We start from the raw sequence: 26,766 nt of genomic DNA, 5'->3' as shown, positions 1-26,766 counted from the left end.
AACAAATCTGAAGGGTCCGTGCCCCGAACAGGGTACGGACCCTTCGGCGTGCCCGGGTCGCTGGGGTCTGTACGCCCTTCGGGCGCTTGCGCCCACCCGTCGCCCGACCACCGCCCCTCAAGGACGCCCTTCGGGCGCTTGCACTCGATGGGCCCGAGTGCTAATCATTGGCGTTAGCACTCTGACGTTGAGAGTGACAGAAGGACCGGGTCGGTGAGGCCCGCCAGGCCATGCGGGGCAAGGAACCGCGGGGCAGGCAGGTCGTCCGTCGCGGGCGCCAGCGCGGTCCGGAGCAATCCACCCCGTCTCTGGGAGGACCACTTCACATGGCCAAGATCATCGCGTTCGACGAGGAGGCGCGGCGCGGCCTCGAGCGCGGGATGAACCAGCTCGCCGACGCCGTCAAGGTCACCCTCGGCCCCAAGGGCCGCAACGTCGTCCTCGAGAAGAAGTGGGGCGCCCCCACGATCACCAACGATGGTGTGTCCATCGCCAAGGAGATCGAGCTCGAGGACGCGTACGAGAAGATCGGCGCCGAGCTGGTCAAGGAGGTCGCGAAGAAGACGGACGACGTCGCCGGTGACGGCACGACGACCGCGACCGTCCTCGCCCAGGCGCTGGTCAAGGAGGGCCTGCGCAACGTCGCCGCGGGTGCCAACCCGATGGCGCTCAAGCGCGGTATCGAGAAGGCCGTCGAGGCCGTCTCCGCCCAGCTCCTCGAGCAGGCCAAGGACGTGGAGACCAAGGAGCAGATCGCCTCCACCGCCTCCATCTCCGCCGCCGACACCCAGATCGGTGAGCTCATCGCCGAGGCGATGGACAAGGTCGGCAAGGAAGGTGTCATCACCGTCGAGGAGTCGCAGACCTTCGGGCTCGAGCTCGAGCTCACCGAGGGCATGCGCTTCGACAAGGGCTACATCTCCCCGTACTTCGCGACGGACATGGAGCGTATGGAGGCGTCGCTCGACGACCCGTACATCCTGATCGTCAACTCCAAGATCAGCAGCGTGAAGGACCTCCTCCCGCTGCTCGAGAAGGTCATGCAGTCGGGCAAGCCGCTGCTGATCATCGCCGAGGACGTCGAGGGCGAGGCCCTGGCCACCCTGGTCGTCAACAAGATCCGTGGCACCTTCAAGTCCGTCGCCGTCAAGGCCCCGGGCTTCGGTGACCGCCGTAAGGCCATGCTCGGTGACATCGCCATCCTTACCGGTGGCACCGTCATCTCCGAGGAGGTCGGCCTCAAGCTGGAGAACGCCGGTCTCGACCTGCTCGGCCGGGCCCGCAAGGTCACGGTCACCAAGGACGAGACCACGATCGTGGACGGCGCCGGCGACACCGAGCAGGTGCAGGGCCGCGTCAACCAGATCCGTGCCGAGATCGAGAACTCGGACTCGGACTACGACCGCGAGAAGCTCCAGGAGCGCCTGGCGAAGCTGGCCGGCGGCGTGGCCGTCATCAAGGCCGGTGCCGCCACCGAGGTCGAGCTCAAGGAGCGCAAGCACCGCATCGAGGACGCGGTGCGCAACGCCAAGGCCGCCGTCGAGGAGGGCATCGTCGCCGGTGGTGGCGTGGCCCTGCTCCAGACCGTCTCGGTCTTCGAGAAGCTGGAGCTCGAGGGCGACGAGGCCACCGGTGCCCAGGCCGTGCGCCTGGCCCTGGAGGCCCCGCTGAAGCAGATCGCGGTCAACGCCGGTCTCGAGGGCGGCGTCGTGGTCGAGAAGGTGCGCAACCTGACCCCGGGTCACGGCCTCAACGCCGCGACCGGTGAGTACGTGGACCTGATCGCCGAGGGCATCATCGACCCGGCCAAGGTCACGCGCTCCGCGCTCCAGAACGCCGCGTCGATCGCCGCGCTGTTCCTCACCACCGAGGCCGTCATCGCCGACAAGCCGGAGAAGGCGGCCCCGGCGGGCGCTCCGGGCGGCATGCCGGGCGGTGACATGGACTTCTGATCGACTTGGCGCGTTCGCTCGCCGGTCGGTCGTACCGTCCGAACGTCGGGGCGGCACCCTCTCCCAGGGGTGCCGCCCCGACGGCGTATCCGGGCCCCGTGCCCAGATGAGGGGCTCACCCCGTGGCGGCCTCGGTGGCCTCCAGGGCGGCGCGCAGATGGCCGTGCGCCTCGGCGAGGAGCTTCTCGGCGGTCGGGGCGTCCACCTCGCCCAGGATGGTCAGGATCGCGTTCTTCACCTCGCCGTCCGTGGCCGCCAGCGCGCTCTCGATCCGCTCGTCGGAGGCGCCGGTCGCCAGGAAGACGATCCTCCGCGAACGGGCGCGCAGCTTGTCGTTGGACGCGCGCACATCGACCATCAGATTCCCGAAGGTCTTGCCCAGCCGGATCATGGTGATGGTCGAGATCATGTTGAGCACCAGCTTCTGGGCCGTGCCCGCCTTCAGTCGGGTCGAGCCGGTGAGCAGCTCCGGCCCCACGATGACCTCGATGCCGTGGTCGGCCGCGGCGGCGAGCGCCGAACCGGCGTTGCAGGACAGCCCCACGGTGAGCGCGCCGCGCCGCCGGGCGTGTTCGACCGCGCCCACGGCGTACGGGGTGCGGCCGGAGGCCGAGACGCCGATCACGGTGTCGTCGGGCCCGATCCCGAGCCGGTCGAGGTCCCGGGCGGCCAGCTCCGCGCTGTCCTCCGCGCCCTCGACCGAGGTCACCATGGCGTCCGGGCCGCCCGCGATCACCCCGACGACCTGCTCGGGCCGGGTGTTGAAGGTGGGCGGGCACTCGCTCGCGTCGAGCACCCCGAGCCGTCCTGCGGTGCCCGCGCCCGTATAGAGGAGGCGGCCGCCACGGGACATCCGCGCGGCGATGGCGTCGATGGCGGCGGCGATACGGGGGAGCTGACCGGCGACGGCGGTGGGGACGGCGGCGTCCTCCGCGTTCATGATCCGGGCGATCTCGAGGGTTTCGAGCCGGTCGATCTCGGCGAGTTCGGGGCGGAACGCCTCGGTGGTCAGGGTGTCGAGCTGGGCGCGGAGCCGTGCGGAGTCGGCGGTAGTCATGGCGAAGCGGCTCTTTCCGGTACGTCAGCGTGAGGGTGGGGGTGACGGTGACTTGGAAGGGCGGTCACCGGGCGAAACAGTGACTGGTATCGGGGGTGGGAGCGCGAGGGCGGGGCCGGGCGGAGGGTCCGTCGGGCGGGACCGGTGGGCGGGTCCGTCGGGCGGCGGGTCCGTCGGGCGGTGTGGGACCGGCCGGGCTCAGCGGGGCCCGGGACGCGGATCGTGGCGGTGCGCGAGCGCCTCGTACGACGCGGAGAGCGCGGGCGCGGCCGATTCGTACGTCCGCTGGGCGACCCCTATGAACAGGCAGTCCACCACCAGCAGCTGGCTGGTCCGGCTGGACATGGCCGCCGGGCGCAGCTCGCTCTCGCGGGCGGTGGAGGTGGTGAGCACCAGGTCTGCGTACTGCGCGACCTCGCCGTTCGGCCGTCCGGTGATCGCGACGGTGGTCGCCCCGTGCTCGAAGGCCACCCGCAGCGGCTCGATGACGTCCGTCGTACGCCCGGAGTGGGTGATCGCGATGGCGACGTCGCCGGAGTGCAGCTGGACCGCGTTGGTGACCGCGAGGTGCGGATCGGCGTGGGCGTGGGCTATCAGCCCGATGCGCAGCAGCTTCTGGACCAGGTCCTGGCCGACGAGGCTGGACGCCCCGACCCCGTACACATCGATCCGGCGGGCGACGGCCAGCGCCGAGACGGCCGCCTCGACCTGGCTGGTGTCCAGCCCGGCGGCGGTGTCGGCGAGGCACTGCTGCTCCTCCCGCGCCAGCTTGGTGACCACGTCGCCGATCGGATTGTCCACCGCGATGTCCGCGGTGACGGCCGGGGCCCGGCCGGCGGCCTGCTGGGCGGCGAGCGCGGCGAGCGCGAGGCGCAGATCCCGGTATCCGGGGTAGCCGAGCAGCCGGGAGGTGCGGACGACCGTGGCCTCACTGGTACCGGTCCGCTCGGCGAGCCCGGTGACGGTGAGCGCCGCGCAACCGGCCGGATCGCCCGCCACGGCTTCGGCGACGCGGTGCATGGACCGGGTCATGGAGGGGGCTAACGTGCGGACCTTGGCGGCGAGGGCGGCAGGGGCGGGTGGGGCGAGGGGTGTGGGTGCTGGTGTGGGTGGTGTGGCGTCGGGCTGCGGAGGAGGCATGAAAGTTTCCTTCAGATCGCTACTCACCAGCGAAAAGTATTTCCGGCCAGGGTGCCCGTCAACCTTCCGGACGACGACGCGGCGGGTCGGCGAGCGGGCGCGGGGCAGCCGGGACGGATGGGACGGACGGGGCAGCCGGGAGGCGGAGGAATCGAACGGTCGCGGGCCGGGACGGACCGAGCCGAGACGGACCGGGCCCGCGGACGAAGCGAACAGGCGACAGGAGGAAGCAAAGGTGACAATGGGACCCATGAAGCTCGAACAGGCACTGCACGCGGCCCGCGCTCTCGTCCTGGCCGACCTCGCGGCGGGGGAGGTCGCCCGTGCCGACATCGTCTCGCTGGTCGAAGACGCGATCGCGCACCGGCGGTGGTGGGTCGAGCAATGGCCGGAGGGCGCCGCGTACGTGGCCGGTCTGGTCGCCCAGGACGTCCAGGACGCCCTGCTGGAACGGTACGGCCGCTGGCCGCTGTGCCCCGTCTGCACCACGGGCGGCGACCTCCACGCCCTCGACGTGGAGCCCGAGTTGGGCCCCGACCCGCACTGGGTCTGCGGCAAGACGGCGGTCGCGGTGGCGCCCGTGGGATCACTGGGCACCACCCTCTGATGGCCGTCCTGATCGACCCGCCCGCGTGGCCGGGCCACGGCCGCCTGTGGTCCCACCTCGTCAGCGATGTCTCCTACGCCGAACTCCACGCCTTCGCCGCCCGCATCGGCGCCCCGCGCCGAGGCTTCGACCGCGACCACTACGACGTGCCGAGCGAGTTGTACGCGAAGGCGGTACGGGCGGGCGCGGAGGAGGTCGGCAGCAAGGAACTCCTCCGCCGCCTCAAGGCCGCAGGCCTCCGCCGCCCCAAGCGGGCCGCAGGCGCGGACTGACCGGAACGAGCGGGCCTAACGGCCTCCTTGCCGACCGGCCGCCTGCCGCCTGCCGCCCTGCCGCACGCCGCCCTGCCGCACGGCGCGACCGCCGCGCCCTCGCCGTGCGCAGGTCCGTGCGCAGGTCCGCGCCCTCGCCGCGCGCAGATCCGCGCGTGGTGCCGCGCCGCCGTTCGTGCCCACGAGCGTATGCGGGCGTATGCGGGCGGGTGCGGGCGGTGTTGCCGCGCCCGCGCAGCGAGGCGGGGGGCTCCTCAGCGCGTGGTGCGCGACGGGTCAGTGGCCAGGTCGTGGGCCGCTTCGATACCCGCCGAGGAGGCCGACGTGGCCGACGTGGCCGACGTGGCCGACATGGCGATGACGCGGGACGGGCCCTCCGCCCGGTGCACCCGCATCGCGGCGACCGTCGTCGCCGCGCCCGTACCGGCGAGGGCCGCGCCCGTCCAGGCCACGGCAGGGTAGCCCCAGCCCGCGTCGATGACGAGGCCGCCGAGCCACGGGCCCACGGTGTTGCCGATGTTGAAGGCCGAGGTGTTCGTCGCGCCCGCGAGCGTGGGCGCGGCGCCCGCGAGGTTGAACATCCGGGCGTTGAGCGCGGGCGCGGTGAAGAAGGCGGTGAAGCCGAGCATCAGCGCCAAGGTCACCGCCGTGACCGCGCTGTGCGCGGTCAGCGCCAGCGCGCTCAGCACGACCGTCGAGGCGACGATGCCCCAGAACATCGTGCCGAACAGATGCGCGTCCGCGATCCGCCCGCCGATCACCGTACCCAGCAGCGCCCCGACCCCGAACAGCGCCAGCACGGTCGGCACCCAGCCCTCGTCCAGCCCCGCCACGTCCGTCAGCAGCGGCCCGAGGTAGGAGAACAGGCAGAAGACCGCGCCACCGCTCAGCGCGGTGGCGGCCAGCGCCAGCCACACCTGCCGGTCGCGGTAGATGCGCAACTCGGCGCGCAGCCGCGGCTGGTCGTCCCCGGTCGGCACCTCCGTACGCGGTACGAGCGCGACGACCCCGGCCAGCCCGAGCACCGACAGCCCGGCCACCGCCCAGAAGGCGGCCCGCCACCCCGCGTGCTGCCCGAGGAACGCCCCGGCCGGGACCCCGGCGATGTTCGCGATGCTCAGCCCACCGACCATCACCGCCATCGCCTTGGCCCGCGCGTTCACCGGCACCAACGACACCGCCACCGCGGCGCCCACGGCCCAGAACCCGGCGCACGCCAGCGCGCTCACCACCCGGGACGCGAACAGCACCCCGTACGACGGCGCCACCGCCCCCGCGATCTGCCCGAGCCCGAACACCGCCAGCAGCGCCATCAGCGTCGTCCGCCGCGGCAACCGCAACGTGGCCGCCGCCAGCACCGGCGCCCCGACCACCATCCCGATCGCAAAGGCCGATATCAGCAGCCCGGCCGTGGGGATCGACACCCCCATGTCCCGCGCGACGGGTTGCAGCAGCCCGGACAGCATGAACTCGGAGGTGCCGAGGGCGAACACGGACAGCCCGAGGACGTAGACCGCCAGGGGCATGCGGGAGCGAGCGGAATCCGCTGGGGAGGAGGGCATGCCAGGCTCAACGCCATGGAATGACGTCGGCATTCCTGCGCGGAACCTCGGGATGTGTGTTTCTCGAACGTTCACTCGATGGTGTGGACTGGCGGTTGTGATCTAGTGTCGTCACGCTGCGTGAGGAAGGATGGAGATGTGAACCCGCTGGGGGAGGCGGGTTGAGGAGATCACGGGGGGTGATCGACGTGACGGAGGAGACGACCAGCGAACTGAACGGCCCCGGCACACCGGACGAATGGGCCGCCTATCTGGCCACAGCGGCTCCGGGACCGGAGACCGCGGCCGTACTGCCGGTCCTGAACGCGGACAAGCTGTCCCGCACTGGCCGGATCGACGCACTGAAAGCCCTGGAGCGTCATACGGGCTGGATCCAGGCACACCAGGCCCGGATCCTGGCCGCGTTGGAAGCGGAAGCCGAGGCGGAGCTTCCGGCGACCGTACGGGAGCGCGACGCGGAGGCCGTCTGGAACTTCACCTGCGAGGAAGTGGCCTGTGCGCTGAAGCTGTCCGGCACGACGGCCGCAAAGCGCCTGGAGGTCGCCCGCGAGCTCGACCGGCACTACCCCACCACGCTGGGGATGCTGGAGAGCGGAGAGATCTGCTACATGCAGGCAGTAGCCGTTACCGAGGCGTGCGCGGTCCTGGACCCCGAGGTGGCGGGACAGGTCGAGGCCGCCTTGGTGGAGAAGATGCCAGGCATGGCCACCGGCCAGACCCGCCGCGCTCTGGCCCGCGAGATCCTACGAGCCGATCCGCACGGCGCCGAACAGCGCCACCAGGCCCGTAAGCGCGAGCGGCAGATGGTCCACTACCCGAAGGACGACGGCATGGCGCTCTGGGGCGCCACCCTCCCGGCCGAGCAGGCCGCGGCCATGAACGCCGCCGTGGACGCCCACGCCGCCACCCTGCCCGACGAGGGCCGCACCCTGGAGCAGAAGCGGGTGGACGCCCTGGTCGACCTGGTGCTCAACCGCACTGACCCGGGTGTGGCGACTTCAGGTGTGCGGGCTTCAGGCGAATCGGCCCCGGGCGAGCCGGCCTCGAGCGGGCTGGCCCCGGACAGGTCGGGCCCGGGCGGGTCGATCACGAGTGGCCCGATCACGAGTGGCCCGATCACAAGTGGGCCGACCGCAGGTGGCCGCTCGGCGGCAGTCGTCCAGGTCACTGTCCCCTTGGACGTCCTGATCGGCGACAGCGACGATCCGGCCCAGCTCAAGGGCTACGGCCCGATTACCGCAGGGCAGGCCCGAAGGATCGCCTTCGCCAAGGGCACGGTCTGGCACCGCCTGATCATCGAGCCGAAGACCGGGATGCTGATCAAGACCGACCCCACCACCTACAAACCCACCGCCGAAACCGAGCGGCATGTCATCGCCCGCGACGCTTACTGCACCTTCCCGACCTGCCGCATGCCCGCCCACCGTTGCGACCTGGACCATGTCGAACCGTTCAACCACCACGACCGGGCGGCGGGCGGCCAGACGGTCCCGGAGAACCTCGGGGCTCTGTGCAGACGCCACCACCGGATGAAGACCCACCACCCCGGCTGGGCGGTGAAGCGAGACTCCCGAACCGGCACCACCACCTGGACCGCCCCCACCGGCCACAGGTACACCAACCGGCCCCATGACTACCGTCACTGATCGTCTCGATTCCGCTCGTCGGCGCCCTGCTCGCCACGGACAAGGAGCCGTCCACCCCTGCTCTCGGCGACGCGCAATGCGTCTGTCAACGCCTCAACCAGCCGTCGGGCCAGAAAACGGAGTTCGCCGCCGCTCGCCTTGCCCTCGTCGAGCATGGCCCGGGCATGGGCTAGGAGTTGGGCGCCCATGGCGAGTTGGAGATCCTCGACCTTGTCTGCCTTCCGGCTCAACCGGCTGTTGCTGTCGTCCGTCGCCAGATAGCAGGGCTTTCCCTCCGGACTGGACCATGGCAGGAGGCGCAGACCGTTCATGTCATCAGCTCCACTCAGCTGTTTCCGGCGACGCCAAGATGGGCACCGCGCGTAGTCAGTTGGTCACGCGGATAACGCGGATGCCAATAGAATGAGACGCCTTGAACGACAGCGTGCAAGTCCGTGACCTGCCGCGATGCTGACCCTGATCACATAGCGAGAGGTCACAGCATTGGACGAGACAACCCCGCCCGCTCACTTGAACCCGCTCCAGCGCTTCGGCCGTGATGTCAAGCAGGTGCGTCTCGCGCGCAAGCTCACCCAAAAGCGCCTGGGTCAGGCCGCCGGATACTCCGAGGCGTACGTCAGCAGGGTGGAGGCTGGGAAGCTCCTGCCCAGACCCAGCGACAAGTTCGCGAAGGGCTGCGATATCGCGTTCGGCACGGGAGAGTTGTTCGCGGGGATGCTTCGGCGGATCGATGAGGGCGACCATCCTTCGTGGTTCACCCCGTACCTCAACCTGGAGCGGAAGGCGTCGCGGGTACTGGACTACTCGGCGAACCTCGTGCTCGGCATCCTTCAGACGAAGGACTACGCAGGGGCCATCTTCCGCGCGTACTTCTCGCAGGAAGAGGCCGAGGTGATCGAGGGCAAGGTCGCAGCACGTCTGAGTCGACGCGAGGTGTTCGAGCTGGAAACCCCGCCGCTCCTGTGGGTCATCCTGAACGAGGCATGCCTGCGAACGGTGGTAGGCGGTACCGACGTTATGGGCGGGCAACTGGAGTACCTGCTGATGGCTGCCGCGTCGCCCCACATCACGCTTCAAGTCCTGCCGTTCTCAGCAGGTGCTCCAGCCGCTTCAACGAAGCCCTTCACGTTGCTGCGCTTCCCGGACTCGCCCACGGTGCTGTACACCGAGACGCGGGTAGGAGGGAGGATGCACGACTCTCCCCGGACGGTCGCCTCAGCCCTGGACGACTATGATCTGCTCAGGGCGCATGCGCTGTCCCCGGATCGATCACTGGCCCTGATCAAGACGCTGGCGAAGGAGTACCGCGCATGAGTGCCGACTTGGATCTCACCGCTGCCGAGTGGATCAGGTCCTCCTACAGCGACGCCAACGGCGGCCAATGCGTCGAGTTCTCCCGCACCTTCGCCCAGACTCACGGCGCCATCCCGGTCCGCGACTCCAAGAACCCCGACGGACCGACCCTGATTGTCTCGGCAACGGGCTGGTCGTCGTTCATATCGACCCTCATACGTGGTGGGTTCCGCGCAGCCTGATCCCCCGCGCCCTCACCCGAACCAGTCCTCCGCCTAGTGCCCGAGGCCGATGCGTGGTGGTTGCCGCTTCGCTTCGTGCGACTGCCGACACCGGGTCGCCGAGACCGGTGTCATACAGGGCCCCGGTCTTACTGACGGGCACGGGATGCCCGTTCATCAGCCATGGGGCGCCAGTCCGCTACGCTCCGTGAGGCGCAGCCGTATCGCCGTCCCGGCGGCCTGCCCGGGCCCCAGGTCCTCTATGCGGAACAGGCTGCCAGGTCCCGCGATCGTGACCTTGAGCTGGTGCTCCGGGCGTCCTTGGCGGTCGAATCCTCGGTCACCTCGGCCCAGAAGGGGAGGGTCTAGGCATCGAGGTGTACTGCGTTGTCGTCCAAGCTGCCCCCTGGCGTGCGCGGATAGTCCGTCAACTTTAGAGCCACGAACGGCACATGTTACGAACCGAGCAGCTCCAGCTCAGTGGCCATGTTGTGGCGGGCGGCGGCCTCCCAGCGGTCGTGGCCGATGGGCGTGCGGAAGAGGCGGGGCAGGCCCAGCAGATGGCGGAGGACATTGGCGCGGCCCTCGCGGAAGGCGTCGTCGGGGACGAATCCGTACTCCTCGCGGACCGCCGCCGCGTAGGCGCCGTAGTCCTCGGGGGAGCCCGCCAGGACGGCGAGGTCGGCGTCGCAGAGGACCTCGCCGTTGGTGTCGCCCTCGGCGGGGTCGTGGTCGGCGGTGACGAGGACGAGGCGGACGGTTTCGGCCACGCGGGGGTCCGGGACGCCGGCTTCCGGGAGCGCGCGTTCGGCGAGGCGGGCGCTGCGTTCCTCGTTGGTGGAGCGGTCGGGGAGGTAGACGGCGTCGTGGAACCAGGCGGCGAGGCGGATCGCGGCGGGGTCGGGAGCCTGGACGTGGGGGAGCAGTTCGTCCACCCGGTCCAGGACCGCGAGCAGGTGATCGGTGGTGTGGTAGCGGCGCTGGGGCTCGGCCCAGCGGGTCAGGAGGTCTTCGCCGTAGGGAACGGGGGACGGGGCCGTGGCGTCGCGGGCGCTGGTGAGGAGGTCCGTCCAGCGGGTGAGCAGCGCGTCATGGGCCGGATGGCGGGCGGGTGAGGGTGCGGGTGTGGGCATGGGCCAATTGTGGGGTAGCGGTTTGCCCTCTTGTGCGGTGTGGCAAGCTGTCCTGCATGTCTAGACCATTGCTCGAGGTGATCGCCCTGACCCCCGCGGACGCGATCGCCGCACAGGCCGGAGGGGCGGACCGCCTCGAACTGGTCACCGACATGGCCGCCGACGGGCTCACCCCATCCCGTGAGACCTTCGCCGCCGTTCGTTCGGCCGTCGATCTGCCGGTGCGGGTGATGCTCCGCGCGTCGGACGGCTTCGCGACCGGAAACGCGTTCGACGCGCTGTGCGAGGCCGCCGCCGCGCTGCACTCGGAGGGGGCGGACGAGTTCGTCCTGGGCTTCCTGGCCGACGACGGCGGGGTCGACCTGGCCGCCGTCACCGCGCTGACCGAGGTCGTGGGCGCGGGCGGCGGCGTGGACGAGAGCCGCTGGACCTTCCACCGGGCCATCGACCGCGCCGCGGATCGCGACGGCCTGCGCAAGCGGCTCGCGGACATCCCCGGCCTCGACACGTACCTCACCGCCGGGTCGGCGCGCGGCGTGGACGACGGTCTGCCCACCCTGCTCGCTGAGGCCGAGCGGGCCGGTACCCCGGGCTACGAAGCGCGCATCATGGTGGGCGGCGGGCTGCGCCTCGACCATCTGCCCGCCCTGCGCGCCGCCGGGATCAACGCCTTCCACATCGGTGGCGCGGCCCGCCCCGACGGCTGGTCCGGCCCGGTGGACGCCACCGCGGTCGGCCAGTGGCGCACGATCCTGGACGCGCCGGTTCCGGTTGCCTGACCGGGGGGCGACCGCCGGGCTGGACCCTGCCGGACGGCATCCCGCCCCCGCCGGGCCGGACCCCGCCCCGGTGAGGCCGCCAGTCGCGCACGACCTTGGACGCGCCGGTTCCGGTTGCCTGACCGGGAGGCCGACCGCCGGACGGGCACCCCCGCCGGACGGCATCCCGCCCCCGCCGGGCCGGACCCCGCCCCGCCGAGCCGCCAGCCATTCCGGCAAAGGCACCCCGCCGGACGGCACCCCCGCCGGGCGGCACCCCCGCCGGGTGGCACTCCCGCCGGGCGGCACTCCCGCCAGACCGCGCCGCACCCCCGTCAGGTCGCCAGCCGCTCCGGCAACGGTGCGCCGTGGACCACCGTCAGCCCGGACACCGCACGCGTCAGGGCCACGTACAGGCGGCGCAGCCCCGTGCGTTCGTCGGGTTCGCCGTCGACCACGGCGGCCGGCTCGTCCAGGACCACGTAGTCGTACTCCAGACCCTTGGCCAGCGTCGCCGGGACGAGGGTGAGGCGGGACTCGGTGCTGGTCTCCTCGCCGGGGGTGAGGTGGGTCAGGCCCGCCGCGTCGAGGGCCTGGGCCAGGGCCGGGATGCGGGCGTCGGCCGCGATCAGCCCGATCGAGCCATCGTGGGTCAGGGCCTCGTGGCAGGCGGCGATCACGGCCGCGTCCAGTTCCGCGGGGTCCACGGCCCGTACGGAGAAGTCGCCCGCCGCCTCGCGGATCGAGGTGGCCTCCGACAGGCCGGGGGCGATCGCGGGCAGCAGCCGGGAGGCGTACGCGATCACCTCGCGCGGCACGCGGAAGCCCTGGGTCAGCTCCTCGATCCTCGCTCCCTCCTTGCCGAGATGGACCAGGGCCTCCTCCCAACTGGCCGTCGCCCACGGGGTGGTGCCCTGCGCGATGTCGCCGAGCACGGTCGCCGAGCCGGTGCTGCATCGGCGGCCGACCGCGCGGTACTGCATGGGGGAGAGGTCCTGCGCCTCGTCCAGGACCACATGGCCGAGGGACGAGGTGCGCTCGATGAGATCGGCGGCCTCGTCGATCAGCACTAGGTCCGCCGGGGACCACTTCGCGGACTTCACACTGCGCCCCGGCTTCGCCCACAGGACGGTCTTCTGCTCATCGGCGTCGAGGATGCCGTCCGCGTGCTCGGCCAGGAAGTCGGCGTCGGAGAGCAGCCGCAGCACCAGCTTGGCCGGGTCGACCGGCGGCCAGATCGCCTTGACGGCCGCTTTGACGGCGGGGTTACGGGCCACCGCGTCCTGCACCCGGTCGTCGGGCGCCTCGCCCGACTGCTCCATCCGGACCAGAACGGCGTGCGCGATGCGCCGCGGAAGGGCCTCGCGGGCCGCGCCGTAGCGGATGTCGCGGGTGAGCAACTCCTCGACGATCTCCTCCAGTTCGTACGCGGGCACCCGCCAGCGGCGTGAGCCGCGCACCACGACGCACGGCTCGGTGGGGCGGGTGACGTACGAGCGCAGGGCGCGGCGCAGCACCTCGGCCAGCCGTGCGTCGCCCTTGATACGGGCCGCGTCGGCGGAGTCGGTGCCCCGCGTCACCGCGCCCAGGGACGGCCGGGTCACCAGGTCCTCGACGGTCGCCTGTGCCACCTGGAGCTCGCCGAGGGCGGGCAGGACCTGCTCGATGTAGTGGAGGAAGGAGCGGTTCGGGCCGATGACCAGGGTGCCGGAGCGGGCCAGCCGCTCGCGGTGGGCGTAGAGCAGATACGCCACCCGGTGCAGCCCCACGGCCGTCTTACCGGTGCCCGGCGCCCCCTGGACGCAGATGGTGCCGCCGATCCCCTGGCGGACGATCTCGTCCTGCTCCGGCTGGATCGTCGCGACGATGTCGCGCATCGGGCCGACGCGCGGGCGCTCGATCTCGGACTGGAGCAGCTTGCTGGTCTGCGAGCCCCCGGCGGAGCCGGAAAATGTCTCAGTGGTGGGGTCGGAGAGCTGTTCGTCCTCGTACGCCGTCAGCTCGCCGCCCGTATAGCCGAAGCGGCGGCGCAGCCTGATGTCCATCGGCGCCTTCTTGGACGCCTGGTAGAAGGGCTGGGAGACGGGGGCACGCCAGTCGATGACCATGGGGTCGCCGTCCGCGTCGTGCACATGGCGGCGGCCGATGTAGAAGCGTTCTCCCTCGGCGCCCTCCGCCGTCTCCGCGCCCGGCGCGTGCAGATAGTCGAGGCGGCCGAAGAAGAGCGGGGTGTCGGCGAGGTCGGCGAGGGCCTTGATGCGGTCGTTGACCTGGTGGTGCAGGGCTTCGGCGTTGACCCAGTTCGCGGCGACGTCCCGGAGGTCGAGGGCCTCGACGTCGGCGCGCATGACGCGCAGCGCGGCGCGGGACGCGGTCAGATGGGCGCGCTCCCGCGCGAGGGGGTCTGAGTGGTCAGGGGCGTGCGAGGGCACGGCGTAGCCTCCGGCGAGCGAGTACACACAGGCGAGTGCACAAAGCGGATGCGCGGTACGTAGCGGTACGTACATGACGCGCGATACGAGATGCCGACCGGTTTCCGTCCGGGCGGCGGCTCTCCCATTCGGAACGCGGGAGGCGGCAAGACCGGCGATTGTAGCCAGGGCATGTCGGGGAGGCGAATGAATTATGACGGGGCCGGTCAGGCGAGTCGCAGCGCGCGGAAGGTCATGCGCTGGTTGAACCACATCGGCGTCACCGTCGCCGCGCCCATCAGTACGGCGACGGCCAGATGCCCGGCGGCCGAGGTGACCGGGGCGCCGAGCGCGGCGAGAACGAGATGGGGGCCGACGCGGAGCGCGAGTACGTCAGACGTCCTCGTCCGCGAGCAGCTCGCTCGCGTCCACGATCCGGTACGCGTACCCCTGCTCCGCCAGGAACCGCTGGCGGTGCGCCGCGAAGTCCTGGTCGATCGTGTCGCGCGCGACCACCGAGTAGAAGACCGCCGGGTGGCCGTCGGCCTTCGGGCGCAGCACCCGGCCGAGCCGCTGGGCCTCCTCCTGGCGGGAGCCGAACGTGCCGGAGACCTGGATGGCGACCGTGGCCTCGGGGAGGTCGATGGAGAAGTTGGCCACCTTCGAGACGACGAGCACCGACAGCTCGCCCTGCCGGAAGGCTTCGAAGAGCTTCTCCCGCTGGGCGTTGGTGGTCTCGCCCTTGATGACGGGCGCGTCCAGGTGCTCGCCCAACTCGTCGAGCTGGTCGATGTACTGCCCGATGACCAGCGTCTGCTGCCCCTTGTGCCGGGCGACCAGCGCCTCGGTGATCCGCCGCTTGGAGTCGGTCGTGGCGCAGTAGCGGTACTTCTCGTCGGTCTCGGCGGTCGCGTACGCCAGCCGCTCGGTCTCGGTCAGATTGACCCGGACCTCGACACAGTCGGCGGGCGCGATGTAGCCCTGCGCCTCGATCTCCTTCCAGGGCGCGTCGAAGCGCTTCGGCCCGATGAGCGAGAAGACATCGGACTCCCGGCCGTCCTCCCGGACGAGCGTCGCGGTGAGCCCGAGCCGCCGCCGCGCCTGGAGGTCGGCGGTGAACTTGAAGACGGGCGCCGGCAGCAGATGCACCTCGTCGTAGACGATCAGGCCCCAGTCGCGGGAGTCGAACAGCTCGAGGTGCGGGTAGATGCCCTTCCGCTTGGTGGTGAGCACCTGGTACGTGGCGATGGTGATCGGGCGGATCTCCTTCCGCGTACCGCTGTACTCACCGATCTCCTCCTCGGTGAGCGAGGTGCGGCGCACCAGCTCGTGCTTCCACTGGCGGGCGGAGACGGTGTTGGTGACCAGGATCAGCGTGGTCGACTTGGCGGTGGCCATCGCACCCGCCCCGACCAGCGTCTTTCCGGCGCCGCAGGGCAGCACGACGACGCCCGAGCCGCCGTGCCAGAAGCCCTCCACGGCCTGCGTCTGGTACGGCCGCAGCGCCCAGCCGTCCTCGCGCAGCTCGATGGGGTGCGCCTCACCGTCCACATAGCCGGCCAGGTCCTCGGCGGGCCAGCCCAGCTTCAGCAGCGTCTGCTTGATCTGGCCGCGCTCGGACGGGTGGACGACGACCGTCTCCGGGTCGATCCGGGCGCCGACCAGCGGCTGGATCTTCTTCGACCGCAGGATCTCCTCGAGGATCGGGCGGTCGCTGGTCTCCAGGACCAGCCCGTGGGTGGGGTGCTTGAGCAGCCGCAGCCGCCCGTAGCGGGCCATGGTCTCCGCGACATCCACAAGGAGGGCATGCGGGACGGAGTAGCGGGAGTACGCCACGAGGGCGTCCACGACCTGCTCGGCGTCGTGCCCGGCGGCGCGGGCGTTCCACAGCCCGAGCGGGGTCACCCGGTAGGTGTGGATGTGCTCGGGCGCTCGCTCCAACTCGGCGAAGGGCGCGATGGCGCGGCGGCAGGCGTCCGCCTGCTCGTGATCCACCTCGAGCAGGAGCGTCTTGTCGCTTTGGACGATGAGGGGTCCGTTCACGCGCCTGGGTCCTTTCGTGCTGGCCGGCCAAAGAACCAGTGTCCCCCATCGAGGAGGCGTGGCGGAGAGCCACAGGGATACTCCGGGCGGCTACGGGCAAGCGGCGAAGACGGAAAACGAACCGACGGACCGACGGAGCGGCGACAGCGGCGACAGCGGCGACAACGGCGACAGCGGCGACAACGGAGCCATGGGCGGGAGGCGAGTCCCTGTGATCAGCATCGCTGGATGGGAGATCCGGCGGACGGCGGAGAAGAAGCCGAAGACGGGTTCCGGGACGACGGGCGGCCAGAAGAAGACGAGCGGCCAGAAGAAGACGAGTGGGCGGGGCGGGAAGAAGGCGGCCGCGGCCGCCGGTCAGAGGAAGGGGCCGCGGGCGGGCGGGGGGCCGACGAAGGGGCCTGTGGCCGCGAAGAAGCAGAGCGCGAAGGCCCAGCCCACGAAGGCCCAGCCCACGAAGGCCCAGCCCACGAAGACGCGGCCCACGAAGGCCCAGCCCACGAGGACGCGGCCCACGAAGACGTCGCCCACGAAGGGCCGGGCCGCCGAACCCCCCGCGCCCCCCGAGCCCCAGGGCGCCCCGGAGAAGGCGCTGCTACAGCGCACCTCGTTCGGCGCGCGCGTCGCACGGGCGATGGTGCTGCTCGTCGCGTTCGTCTGCATGGTCGGCTTCGCGGCGGCGCTCGCCAAGGCCACGCTCGTGCCCCAGCCCGGTTCCGTCGACCTCGTCCACACCAATCTGCATCCGGGACGCTCGCTGCGCGCCTACGTCGACCAGCCCGCCTTCCAGGACACGGTGAAGCAGATCGGCGGCAATGTGCTGCTCGGCGCGCCCTTCGGGGTGCTGCTGCCGATGCTGGTGCCGAAGGCGCGGGGCGCGGTGCGGGTGGTCCTGGTGACGGCCCTGGTGATGGTGGCCGTCGAGACCGTTCAGGGACTCATCGTCGAGGGCCGGGCCTTCGACATCGACGACGTCATCCTCAACACCTCGGGCGCGCTGATCGGCTATGTCGTGGTCGGCCGTTGGCTCGGCCGCGCCCTGCATCCGCGCCGCCGCCACTGGTGGCACCGGTGGACCCGGCGGGGGACCGAGGCGCCGCCCGCGGCGTGAGCGCCGGACGGGCCGATTTCCGCCCAGGTGGCGTTAGATGGCGTCAGGCGGCGTCAGGCGGCGTCAGGTGGCGTCCTCGGCCAGTTCGGCGGCGCCCGTGATGCGGTGCAGGGGGTACGTACGGACCTCGTCGGCCGTGTGGTCGTACGCCGTGACGAAGCCGCCCTCGACCCGGACCGGGGCGATCACGCGCTGGGTGGCCGCGCCGTTCGCGTTGACGTAGCCGATCCAGACGTTGGAGCCGGTCAGGGCCGCGGCCTGCATGGTGGCGAGGGTGTCGGCGGAGGTGGTGCGGGGGAGCCGGTCGCCACTGGCGGCGGACCCCGACCCGGACGCGGACCCGGACCCGGACGCGGCCCCGGGCCCTGCGCCTGAAGCGGTCTCCGGCCCCGCCTCGGCCACGGCCGCAGGTTTGTGGGGCGCCGTCGCGGCGAGGTCCCCGGCGCGGATGGCGCGCACCGCCGCGCCCAGCAGGGTGGCGTCCGGCACCGGCGGGCCCTCCGGGACCGGGGCGGGCGGCCTGCGGGGCGGGGTGCGCTGGGCTTCGGCCCGGCTGACCAGCACATCGCCCTCGGCGGACTCGGCAGCCGGGGCGTACCCCATCGCCCGCAGCCCCTCCAGCAGTGTGTCCGGCGGCGCCTGCGCGGCCAGCACGGTGGGGGCGAGGCGGCGCAGCCGCAGCCCCGCCGAACGGCGGTCGGCGAGGATCTCGGCGAGCAGCGCGTCGTCGTCGCAGCGCAGATACGCGGAGGCGGTGCCGATGCGCAGCCGTCCGTGCTTACGGGCCACGTCGTCCACCAGGTAGGCGAGCGGCTGGGGCACCGGGGTGCGGGAGTGCGCGGCGAGGAAGGTGTGCACGTCGTCGGCGGTCCGCCCGGCGTCCAGCGCACGGCGTACGGACTCGGGCGTGAAGCGGTAGACGGTCGCGCCGCCCTTGGACTCGACGTCGGCGAGGATGCCCAGGGTCTCGGCGAGCGGCCGCTTCAGCGGGCCGGGCGCGACGGCGGTCAGGTCGGCCTGGAGCAGGACGTGGTCGAGCGGCTCGGGGAGCAACGGCGCGAGCAGCCGGGCGGCCTGCGCGGCCGCGAGGTCGATCTCGGCGGCCGTCGGCTCGTCCGGATGGCGTTCCAGCAGGGCGCGGCCATGGGCGGAGAGCGCGCCCCGGCCGGTGACCCCGAGCATTTCGGCCTCGGCGACGGCCCAGCGGGCCAGCCGCGAGCGCAGGTCCTCGCCGGTGGGCGAGGCGGAGGCGCCAGGGGGCGAGGCGGCGGTGGGCGAGGCGGCCCCGGGGGCGGGAACGGGGGCGGAAGGGGCGGCCGCCCCGGGGGTGCCCGTGCCGGGGGTGGCCGCGGTGGGGGTGGCCGCGGTGGGGGCCGGGGCCCCGCGGTGGCCGGTCGGCCGCTCCCACCGCAGCCGGGCCAGCAGGACGTCGGGTGCGGCCGCGGCGCCGTGCGGGAGGGTGGCCAGGAGTTCCAGGACCCGGCGGCGGACCTCGGGGGCCGGGGAGCGGTCCAGTTCCGGGCCGAGCGCGGCGAGGGTGCGGCCCCTGCTGTCCCGGCCGCCGACCAGGCCCGACGTACGGGTCGCGGGCAGCCAGGCGGCGGCGAGCCGCGCCCAGCGCTCCTCGGCGGGCAACCGCAGCCAGTCGTCGTAGGCGGGGGTGGGGGCGTAGCGCTCGTCGGTCTCGCCGTCGGAGGCGACCAGCCCGGCCGCGTACGCCAGCTCGATCCAGAAGGCGGCGACCGGTTCGGACACGTCGAGTGCCACGGCGGTCCGCTTGAGGTCGCGAACGCTCAGCCCGCCCGCGCGCAGAACGGGCGGCCCGGCGGTCTCCCACTGCCCCAGCAGTTCCTCGACGGTGGCCAGGGCGGTGAAGGTCTGGCCCGCGGCGGTGTTGTCCACAACCTGTGGATCGTGCTCGGTGGTGGGCGAGAGTGGCGGGGCGAACGGCTCGGGTGCGCGGTGCGCCCGGCCGTGGCGCAGATGCAGGGCGACCTCGCGGGGCAGTACGACATTGCGCGGCCCGGACGGCAGCAGCAGCGCGCGGTCCAGCAGCCAGCCGACGGGCGGGGTGGGCGAGGTGACGGACGCCTCCCCGTACGGCGGCCCCCAGGTCAGCTTGGCCAGCACGGCCGCCGCGCCCGCCGGCGCCCCGTCGAGCAGCGCCGCCATCCGGGCGCGGTCCCGGAACAGCTCGGCCAGGGCCGCCACCGCCGTGACGGGATCGTGCGTGGGCGACAGCCCGGCCGCCGCCAGCAGCTCCTGAAGCCGCCCCGGCGACATCCCGGACGTGGCCTCCCGCACGGTCGGGCCGAGCCCGGTGGGGGAGGGCGAGGTGGGCGAGGGCGCGAGCAGCTCCCGAGCGGTCCGAACGAGCCGAAGCCGATCGTCCCCACCCCAGATCAGGGCCTGCTCGCGCAGCGTGGCCACGGCCCGCGGCAACTCGTCGACGATCGCGGCACGCTCCTCGGCACGCAGGGGCGCGCCGATGCCCGCGATGCCTCCGGCGGCTGAGATGGTCCCGGTGTCCGAGGTGGCTCCGGCGGCCGAGGTGGTCCGGGTGCCCGCTGTATCCCCCGGGGGCTGGGCGCTCCCGGCACTACGGGCGGCCCCAGTACCCCCGGCCACTTCCGGACCCCCGGCCCTCTCCGGACCCCGGGCCCCCTCGGGGCCTTCGGCCTTCTCCGGACCCCCGGCCTCTTCCGGACCCCCGGCCCCCTCGGGGCCCTCGTCGCCCGTCAGGAGGTCCCGCAGGGTCTCGTACGAGCAGGGGTCAGGGGCGACGGCCAGGGCCTCGGCGGTCTGTTGTGCGAATCGGTCGAGACGCTCCACCGCCCGTACCACCGAGGCGCGGGTGCCCGCCCGGGTGGCGAGTTGGGTGAGGTCGTTCGGGACCGGGGAGAGCAGATCGGGGCGGGCGCGCAGCAGGGCGGCGAGGGCGTCGTCGGGCCGGGTGCGCAGCTCCTCGGCGAGGGTGCGCGGCACCCCGCGGCCACGGTCGCCGTGGCCGCCGTCTCGTGGGCCGCCGCTCCGGGGGACGCGATCCGGCGGACCGCTGTCCCCGTGGCCGGTGTCTGCGGGCAACTCATGCCTCCCGGTTGCGCGAGCTGGTCTCTTCGGGCATGTCAGCCCTCTCGATTCCATGAACTGCTCATTCGATCCACAGTACCCGCGGGGTGCGGGACGGAGGGGATGCGGCGGGATTCCGGTTCCGCGCGGTACCGTCGGAGCCGACCGATACGCCGACGGTGCGCATACTCAGGGGTCTTGGTGGGGATCGAGAGCGAGAAGCTCGTCTACGACTATCTGAGCCGTGTCGGGGACCTGGCTCAGCAACAGGGTCTGTCGTCCGGTGAACGTATGCGGCTGGTCTCCGGACTCCGTGCCGATATCGACCATCGCCGGGCCACCGGAGGGGCGGACAGCCCGGCCGGGGTGAAGCGGATCCTGTCCAAGCTGGGCTCACCGGCCGACGTGGTGGCCGCCGCGGGTGGCCGAGGCCCCGACCCGGGATCGGGGGGAATGGGTGGTGGGCCCGGTACGGAGGGCGGCGGTGCGGGCGGTGGCGCGTCGCCACGGGGAGCCGCCGGGGCGGCGCGGGCGGCCCGCGACAAGCTGGCCGGGCTCGCCAAGAGCAGCGGTCTCACCGGTAAGGTGCCCGCCCCGCGCGAGGAGGACGCCCCGGGGATGCCCGGCACCGGCCGCACCGGCCGGAACGGGAACGGCCCCGCCAGCCACGCCCCGGGCGACGGCACCCCCTCCCTGATCAAGCCGAGGCCCGCCACCCCCGCCCCGCCCCCGTCCAACGCCGCCTCGCCGCCGCACCTCGCGGGCGAGGACGAACTGGGCCCGCGCGAGTCCGACATGGACTGGTGGCACGTCGAGCCGGGCCCGTTCGGCCAGCCCGAGCAGCGTGATGCGCAGTACGGCGCGGTCGAGGGGTTCACCGGCGGGATCGAGATCCCCGAACTGCTCGGTAAGGGCAAGTCGGCCGAGCAGGAGCGCCAGGAGCGGCGGGAGGCCGAGGAGAAGGCGGCGGCTGAGGCCGAGGCAGCCGAGGCCGAGGCAGCCGCGGAGGCGAAGGCGAAAGCCGAGGCCAAGAAGGCGGAGGCCGGGGGCAAGCAGCGCCGCGGGCTGCGCCGCGTACTGCTCGGGCCCGGTAAGGCGGGTAAGGCGGCCGGTCAGCCCGCGGGCGGGAGCGGCGTCCCCACATGGCTGTCCGGGCTCGGCCCGGTGCTGCTGGTGGCGGTCGGACTCCTCGTGGCGGGCGCCGCGCTGGGCAACATCATCCCGATCGCGTTCGGCTGGGTGATCGCGTACTCCAGCACCTACCGCCGCTCCCCGGCCGAGGCGAAGTGGGCGGCGCTGGGCATGCCCGGCCTGGTCGTGGCCGGGGCCGTGATCTGGCTGTACGGCCGAGCCGACCACAAGTGGGGCGAGCCGATCCCCGAACACGGCTGGAAGGACGCCCTGACCGATACCTGGCCCTACGTCGTCCGGGGCGCGGCCATCGCCTCGGTGCTGTTCCTCCTCTGGCGCGCCGCGAGGCGCAAGGGCTGACGCCGGGCGGCAGACCTCCGCCACGGCCTGCGCGTTCAGCCTTGCTCGGCGGCCCGCCAAGGCGTGCCCGGGACGACCAGGGGGCCGCCGGTCACCGGGTCCGGGACGACCACCGAGTCGAGGCCGAAGACCTCGTGCACCAGATCGGCCGTGACGACGTCCCCCGGGCGGCCGCGTGCCACGATGCTGCCGCCCTTCATCGCGATCAGATGGTCGGCGTAGCGGGCCGCCTGGTTGAGGTCGTGGAGGACGGCGACGACCGTACGGCCGCGTTCGTGGTTGAGCTGGCGCACCAGGTCCAGCACCTCCACCTGGTGGGAGATGTCCAGGTACGTCGTCGGCTCGTCCAGCAGCAGCAGATCGGTCTCCTGCGCGAGCGCCATCGCGATCCATACGCGCTGCCGCTGCCCGCCCGACAGCTCGTCCACCAGGCGGTCGGCGAGCGCCGTCACGTCCGTGCGCTCCATGGCGTCCGTGACGGCCCGTTCGTCCTCCTCCGACCACTGCTGCCACCACCGCTGGTGCGGCTGGCGGCCACGGGAGACGAGATCGGCGACGGTGATCGCCTCGGGCGCGACCGGGGTCTGTGGAAGCAGCCCCACGGACTGGGCGATCTTCTTCGTCGGGATGCGTGCGAGATCCGTGCCGTCGAGGAGCACGGCGCCGCCGCGCGGCCGCAGCAGCCGCCCGAGGGCGCGCAGCAGGGTGGACTTGCCGCAGGCGTTGGGGCCGACGATGACCGTGACCTCGCCGTCGGGTATGTCCAGGTCCAGCCCGTCCACGACGGTGCGGTCCTCGTAGGCCAGGGTCAGCTCGCGTGCGGTGAGCCGGTCCGGCCCATCCGGCCCATCCGGCCGGTTCGCGGAAGCGGCCTCCGCCGGACCGGTCTCCGTCGCACTGGTCTCCGCCGGACTGGTCTCCGCCGGACTGGTCTCGTCCGGACCGGTCTCCGGGCTCGTTCCCGTTGTGGACGCCGAAGCAGTCATGCGGCGGTGCCTCCCTTACGGCCGCGTCCCCCGGAAGACAGCAGCAGGTGGATCAGATACGGGGCGCCGACCGCGGCCGTCAGCACACCCACCGGCAGTTCGGTCGGCGCGAACAGCTTGCGGGCCAGCAGATCGGCGGTGACGACGATGAACGCTCCGGTCAGGGCCGAGCACAGCAGCGGGATCTGGGCGGTCCGGGTCATCCGGCGGGCGATCTGTGGGGCGAGCAGCGCCACGAAGTCCACCGGGCCGGCCGCGCCCGTCGCCATGGACGCGAGGACGACGCCGAGGGCCACCAGGCCCAACCGCACCCGCCCGAGCCGTACGCCCAGCGCGGTCGCCGTGTCGTCGTCCATGGACACCGTGCGCTGCGCCCGCGCCGCCCACAGCACACCGGGCAGCAGCACCAGCAGCGCCCAGCCGAGTGGAGCGGCCTCGGCCCAGCCGCGTCCGTTGAGCGAACCGGTCATCCACACCTTCGCCTGCTGGGCCACGAGATAGTCGCCCTTGGTCAGGAAGAGATGGGTGATCGAGCGCAGCGCGACGGCGAAGCCGATGCCGATGAGCACGAAGCGGGCCGCCTGGAGCCCGCCGCGCCAGGCGAAGGCGTACACCAGCGCGGCGGCGGCGAGACCGCCGAGGACGGAGAGGTACGGCAGGACGGCGTAGGAGCTGACCCCGTAGGTCATCGCGCCCACGGTCACCGCGCTGGCGCCCTGGCTGACGCCGATGATGTCGGGGCTCGCGAGGGGGTTGCGGGCCACCGTCTGGATCAGCGCGCCCGCGATGCCGAAGGCGGCGCCGACCATCAGGCCGAGCGTCATCCGGGGCAGCCGCAGCGTGCCGACGACGAGGTCGTTCGGGGTGGCAGGTCCGAGGTCCCACTGGGTGTGCAGGACGGCCCGCACGGCGTCGGCGGGGGCGACGAAGCTCTCGCCGACGCACAGATACGCCACGCAGACCGCGGCGGTGGCCAGGGCCAGCCCGATCGCGACAAGGGCCGAGCGGCGATGCAGCAGGAACGATCCGCCAAGTCCGCCACGCCCGTCTCGCCCGCCACGTTCACCACGCCCGCCTCGCCCGCCACGCCCCTTGCTCCCGATGCGGATCAGCCCGTATCCGGTCGGGCGGACCCCCGATTCGGTCGGGCGGACCCCCGGGCGGACCCCCGGGCGGGCGGTGTGGCTCTCCGTCGCCGTCACGCGGCCACCGCCTTCCGGCGCACCAGCGTGACCAGGAACGGCACCCCGATCAGCGCCGTCATCACGCCCGCCGGGACCTCGCTCGGCGGGAAGACGACCCGGCCCACCACATCCGAGACCAGCAGCATCACCGGGCCGATCAGGGCGGCCATCGGCAGCACCCAGCGGTGGTCGGTGCCGACGACCGCGCGGGCAATATGCGGGACCGCGAGGCCGATGAACGCGAGCGGACCGGCGGCGGCGACCCCGACGCCGGTGAGGATCGTGGCGCCGAGGGCGGCGACGATCCGTACGACCGCCACGTTCTGGCCGAGCCCCTTCGCGACGTCCTCGCCGAGCGCCAGCGCGTCAAGGCCGCGTGCCACCGCGATCACCAGCACCGTGCCGACCAGCAGGAACGGCCAGATCTGGCCGACGATCCCGGTGTCCCGCCCGGCGAGCGAGCCGATCTGCCAGAAGCGGAACTCATCCAGGGCCGCCGCCTTCGTCGTCAGCACGCCCGTCGTCACGGACACCAGCAGTGCGTTGATCGCGGCGCCGGAGAGCGCGAGCTTGACCGGGGTCGCGCCGCCCCGCCCGCTGGTGGCGATGGCGTAGACGGCGACCGACGCCACCCCCGCGCCCGCGAAGGCGAACCAGACATAGCCGCTGAGGGTGTGCACCCCGGCGAAGGCGATCGCGAGCACCACGCCCACCGACGCGCCCTGGCTGATGCCGAGGATGCCGGGGTCGGCGATCGGGTTGCGGGTGACGCCCTGCATGACGGTGCCCGCCATGGCGAGCGCCGCGCCGACCATCAGCCCGATGAGGGTGCGCGGCAGTCGCAGGGACCGCACGATGTCGGCGGCGTCGCTGGAACCGCCGTGCAGCAGCGCGTCCAGGACCGCGCTCGGCGCGATCTGGCGGCTGCCCACGGCGAGGCTCAGCAGGACTGCGAGCAGCAGGGCGACGACGGCCGCGGTCGTCCAGCCGAGGCGGCGGCGGACCAGGGAGGCGCGGGCGGGAGGGGTGCGGACGGGAGGGGTGCGTACGGGAGAGGTACGGACCGGAGAGGTGCGGACCAGGGGGGCTCTGGGAGGGCGGTTGCTGGTCCGGTCGGCGGTCATCGCGTCCGTTCGCTCGTCGGCTACGAAGTTAGGCGAGGCTAAGTGTATGGGGTGGGCCAAGGCACAATGGCGGGTATGTCTTCGCACCCCGCTCCCACCGTCGGCTTCGACCTCGACATGACCCTCATCGACTCCCGGCCGGGCATCAAGGCGGCGTACGAGGCGCTTTCGGCACGGACCGGCACCTACATCGACTCCGACCTCGCCATCACCCGGCTCGGCCCGCCGCTGGAGCAGGAGCTGGTGCACTGGTTCCCCGATGAGCGCGTCGAGGAGATGGGTGAGCTCTACCGCGAGCTCTACCCGGAGTACGCGATCGCGCCCACCCCGGCCATGAAGGGGGCGCGGGAGGCGATCGAGACCGTGCGGCGGGCGGGCGGCCGGGCCATCGTCGTCACCGCGAAGCACGAGCCCAACGCCAAGCTGCACCTGAGCCACCTGGGCATCGAGGCGGATGCGGTCATCGGCTGGCTGTGGGCCGAGGCCAAGGCGGAGGCGCTGCGGGAGTACGGGGCGACGGTGTACGTCGGGGACCACACGGGTGACGTACGGGGCGCCCGTACGGCCGGTGCGCTCTCCGTGGCGGTCGCCACCGGGCCCTGCGCGGTGGACGAGCTGCTCGCGGCCGGCGCGGATGTCGTGCTGGACGATCTGACGGCGTTCCCGGGCTGGCTGTCGGGCTACATAGGTGATCGCACGGCGGGCTGAGCCCAGCTCATGCGTTCACGAGCTCACGAGCTCACGAGCTCACGAGCCCGGCCGGTTTCATGAGCCCGGCCGGTTCCCCCGATGCACTCGATTCACCCGGACGGCGGTACGGGCGGCTGTGACACCTGGGCGGCGGATGCGGCCTCCCGCCGCTGTGCCGCGATGGAGCGCAGCAGACCGACGGCGGCGAGGGCGAAACCGACGCCCATCAGCATGGATACGAAGTACGCCACCGAGGGCAGCGGGTCCGCGCCCAGGAAGAGCGGCGCGACGGTGACGAGCGTGGCCACCGCTCCGATGGCGAAGACGATGACGCCGGACCGGATGAGCCGGTCGCCGGGAAGGGGCGCCTCTCGGGGGTGGCTGGGGGAGCCGCCGCGGTGCGGGGTTTCATTACTCACCGGACCAGGGTAGATCCGTGCCAGAGCGCGCATAGGAACCGCCCGGGTACGTCTTGTCACCAGGCTCGGGACCATTAGCCTTGTGGTGGCGGGTCTTACGACCCGCTGTAGTGCTATCGAGAGCTGTTTTTCCGTGTTTTCCGACGAGCGACGAGGACGAGACAGACGTGCCTACCGGCAAGGTCAAGTGGTTCAACAGTGAGAAGGGCTTTGGCTTTCTCTCCCGCGATGACGGTGGCGACGTCTTCGTTCACTCGTCGGTGCTTCCGGAAGGCGTCGACGTACTGAAGCCGGGACAGCGCGTGGAATTCGGCGTGGTGGCCGGAAATCGCGGGGATCAGGCATTGTCCGTCACCGTTCTCGATCCGACTCCCTCCGTGGCGGCCGCCCAGCGCCGCAAGCCTGATGAGCTGGCGTCCATTGTCCAGGATCTGACCACCCTGCTGGAGAATGTGACGCAGCAGCTGGAGCGCGGCCGCTACCCGGACAAGGCACATGGCCACAAGATCGCGGGCATGCTGCGCGCGGTGGCCGACCAGCTCGACGTCTGACCCTCGGCGTCTTGCCCTCGATGTCTGACGCTCGGCGTCTGACCTG

The 26,766-nt window shown here is 72.3% G+C and carries 23 protein-coding genes; 11 read left to right on the top strand and 12 right to left on the bottom strand.

Features of this window, described 5'->3' with window-relative positions:
* The first annotated feature begins 326 nt into the window (after positions 1–326).
* A complete protein-coding gene (gene groL, locus ACT2CW_RS01090) occupies positions 327–1,952 on the top strand; it encodes a chaperonin GroEL (RefSeq protein WP_037960437.1) in 1,626 nt (541 codons plus the stop codon).
* A 115-nt stretch (positions 1,953–2,067) separates the two neighbouring features.
* Here the strand turns inward: groL and murQ are convergent, their stop codons facing one another.
* A complete protein-coding gene (murQ, locus tag ACT2CW_RS01085; protein WP_445515192.1) occupies positions 2,068–3,009 on the bottom strand; it encodes an N-acetylmuramic acid 6-phosphate etherase in 942 nt (313 codons plus the stop codon).
* A 198-nt stretch (positions 3,010–3,207) separates the two neighbouring features.
* Positions 3,208–4,176: a MurR/RpiR family transcriptional regulator gene (locus tag ACT2CW_RS01080; protein WP_445515191.1), complete on the bottom strand. Its 969-nt coding sequence runs from the start codon at positions 4,174–4,176 to the stop codon at positions 3,208–3,210.
* Positions 4,177–4,399: 223 nt separating this feature from the next.
* Between ACT2CW_RS01080 and ACT2CW_RS01075 the strand changes: the two genes are divergently transcribed.
* Entirely contained in the window at positions 4,400–4,756 is a 357-nt protein-coding gene (locus ACT2CW_RS01075) for a hypothetical protein (RefSeq protein WP_086883249.1), read from the top strand.
* Positions 4,756–5,028, top strand: a complete 273-nt coding sequence (locus ACT2CW_RS01070; protein ID WP_138915104.1) for a DUF4031 domain-containing protein — start codon at positions 4,756–4,758, stop codon at positions 5,026–5,028. The genes ACT2CW_RS01075 and ACT2CW_RS01070 overlap by 1 nt, the downstream gene beginning before the upstream one ends.
* 254 nt (positions 5,029–5,282) lie before the next feature.
* Here ACT2CW_RS01070 and ACT2CW_RS01065 read toward each other — a convergent pair whose 3' ends face one another.
* Positions 5,283–6,554, bottom strand: a complete 1,272-nt coding sequence (locus ACT2CW_RS01065; protein ID WP_445515190.1) for a Cmx/CmrA family chloramphenicol efflux MFS transporter — start codon at positions 6,552–6,554, stop codon at positions 5,283–5,285.
* Between the two features lie 215 nt (positions 6,555–6,769).
* Between ACT2CW_RS01065 and ACT2CW_RS01060 the strand changes: the two genes are divergently transcribed.
* Positions 6,770–8,236, top strand: a complete 1,467-nt coding sequence (locus ACT2CW_RS01060) for a DUF222 domain-containing protein (protein ID WP_445515189.1) — start codon at positions 6,770–6,772, stop codon at positions 8,234–8,236.
* On the opposite strand, the gene ACT2CW_RS01055 is transcribed toward ACT2CW_RS01060, so the two are convergent.
* Positions 8,230–8,547, bottom strand: a complete 318-nt coding sequence (locus ACT2CW_RS01055) for a hypothetical protein (protein ID WP_445515188.1) — start codon at positions 8,545–8,547, stop codon at positions 8,230–8,232. The genes ACT2CW_RS01060 and ACT2CW_RS01055 overlap by 7 nt on opposite strands.
* A 172-nt stretch (positions 8,548–8,719) precedes the next feature.
* Between ACT2CW_RS01055 and ACT2CW_RS01050 the strand changes: the two genes are divergently transcribed.
* Together ACT2CW_RS01050 and ACT2CW_RS01045 are read left to right on the top strand one after the other, a co-directional pair.
* Positions 8,720–9,550 carry a helix-turn-helix domain-containing protein gene (locus ACT2CW_RS01050; protein ID WP_445515187.1) on the top strand — a complete coding sequence of 277 codons (831 nt, stop codon included), beginning with the start codon at positions 8,720–8,722 and terminating at the stop codon, positions 9,548–9,550.
* Entirely contained in the window at positions 9,547–9,771 is a 225-nt protein-coding gene (locus ACT2CW_RS01045) for a DUF397 domain-containing protein (RefSeq protein ID WP_414084012.1), read from the top strand. The genes ACT2CW_RS01050 and ACT2CW_RS01045 overlap by 4 nt, the downstream gene beginning before the upstream one ends.
* 434 nt (positions 9,772–10,205) lie before the next feature.
* Here ACT2CW_RS01045 and ACT2CW_RS01040 read toward each other — a convergent pair whose 3' ends face one another.
* On the bottom strand, positions 10,206–10,883 hold the full coding sequence (locus ACT2CW_RS01040; RefSeq protein ID WP_445515186.1) for an HD domain-containing protein: 678 nt from the start codon (positions 10,881–10,883) through the stop codon (positions 10,206–10,208).
* Between the two features lie 56 nt (positions 10,884–10,939).
* Between ACT2CW_RS01040 and ACT2CW_RS01035 the strand changes: the two genes are divergently transcribed.
* Positions 10,940–11,662, top strand: a complete 723-nt coding sequence (locus ACT2CW_RS01035) for a copper homeostasis protein CutC (protein ID WP_138915110.1) — start codon at positions 10,940–10,942, stop codon at positions 11,660–11,662.
* 314 nt (positions 11,663–11,976) lie between these two features.
* Here the strand turns inward: ACT2CW_RS01035 and ACT2CW_RS01030 are convergent, their stop codons facing one another.
* Both ACT2CW_RS01030 and ACT2CW_RS01025 read right to left on the bottom strand, forming a co-directional pair.
* Complete coding sequence (locus ACT2CW_RS01030; RefSeq protein WP_445515662.1) at positions 11,977–14,073, bottom strand: HelD family protein; 2,097 nt, start codon at positions 14,071–14,073, stop codon at positions 11,977–11,979.
* 372 nt (positions 14,074–14,445) lie between these two features.
* On the bottom strand, positions 14,446–16,095 hold the full coding sequence (locus ACT2CW_RS01025) for a DNA repair helicase XPB (protein ID WP_445515185.1): 1,650 nt from the start codon (positions 16,093–16,095) through the stop codon (positions 14,446–14,448).
* A 211-nt stretch (positions 16,096–16,306) separates the two neighbouring features.
* Here ACT2CW_RS01025 and ACT2CW_RS01020 point away from each other — a divergent pair, with 211 nt between their 5' ends.
* Positions 16,307–17,206 carry a VanZ family protein gene (locus tag ACT2CW_RS01020; RefSeq protein WP_445515184.1) on the top strand — a complete coding sequence of 300 codons (900 nt, stop codon included), beginning with the start codon at positions 16,307–16,309 and terminating at the stop codon, positions 17,204–17,206.
* 63 nt (positions 17,207–17,269) lie between these two features.
* On the opposite strand, the gene ACT2CW_RS01015 is transcribed toward ACT2CW_RS01020, so the two are convergent.
* Positions 17,270–20,167 (bottom strand): helicase C-terminal domain-containing protein, encoded by a 2,898-nt coding sequence (locus ACT2CW_RS01015; protein WP_445515661.1) that lies wholly within the window; start codon positions 20,165–20,167, stop codon positions 17,270–17,272.
* 309 nt (positions 20,168–20,476) lie between these two features.
* Between ACT2CW_RS01015 and ACT2CW_RS01010 the strand changes: the two genes are divergently transcribed.
* A complete protein-coding gene (locus ACT2CW_RS01010) occupies positions 20,477–21,766 on the top strand; it encodes a hypothetical protein (protein WP_445515183.1) in 1,290 nt (429 codons plus the stop codon).
* 35 nt (positions 21,767–21,801) lie between these two features.
* Here ACT2CW_RS01010 and ACT2CW_RS01005 read toward each other — a convergent pair whose 3' ends face one another.
* From ACT2CW_RS01005 to ACT2CW_RS00995, 3 genes are read right to left on the bottom strand one after another with little or no spacing between them, the layout of a single operon-like run.
* Entirely contained in the window at positions 21,802–22,752 is a 951-nt protein-coding gene (locus ACT2CW_RS01005; RefSeq protein ID WP_445515182.1) for an ABC transporter ATP-binding protein, read from the bottom strand.
* Positions 22,749–23,954, bottom strand: a complete 1,206-nt coding sequence (locus ACT2CW_RS01000) for a FecCD family ABC transporter permease (RefSeq protein ID WP_445515181.1) — start codon at positions 23,952–23,954, stop codon at positions 22,749–22,751. Before ACT2CW_RS01000 ends, ACT2CW_RS01005 begins: the two co-directional genes overlap by 4 nt.
* Entirely contained in the window at positions 23,951–25,060 is a 1,110-nt protein-coding gene (locus ACT2CW_RS00995; RefSeq protein ID WP_445515180.1) for a FecCD family ABC transporter permease, read from the bottom strand. The genes ACT2CW_RS01000 and ACT2CW_RS00995 overlap by 4 nt, the downstream gene beginning before the upstream one ends.
* Positions 25,061–25,126: 66 nt before the next feature.
* Between ACT2CW_RS00995 and ACT2CW_RS00990 the strand changes: the two genes are divergently transcribed.
* Positions 25,127–25,768 (top strand): HAD family hydrolase, encoded by a 642-nt coding sequence (locus ACT2CW_RS00990; protein ID WP_164425400.1) that lies wholly within the window; start codon positions 25,127–25,129, stop codon positions 25,766–25,768.
* 92 nt (positions 25,769–25,860) lie between these two features.
* On the opposite strand, the gene ACT2CW_RS00985 is transcribed toward ACT2CW_RS00990, so the two are convergent.
* On the bottom strand, positions 25,861–26,169 hold the full coding sequence (locus ACT2CW_RS00985) for a hypothetical protein (protein ID WP_445515179.1): 309 nt from the start codon (positions 26,167–26,169) through the stop codon (positions 25,861–25,863).
* 167 nt (positions 26,170–26,336) lie between these two features.
* On the opposite strand from ACT2CW_RS00985, the gene ACT2CW_RS00980 reads away from it, so the two are divergent.
* Positions 26,337–26,720 carry a cold-shock protein gene (locus tag ACT2CW_RS00980; RefSeq protein ID WP_164425404.1) on the top strand — a complete coding sequence of 128 codons (384 nt, stop codon included), beginning with the start codon at positions 26,337–26,339 and terminating at the stop codon, positions 26,718–26,720.
* Positions 26,721–26,766 lie beyond the last annotated feature (46 nt).

It is taken from the genome of Streptomyces sp. NEAU-174 (assembly GCF_052665095.1).
This window is presented reverse-complemented; position numbering and strand designations above follow the sequence as displayed.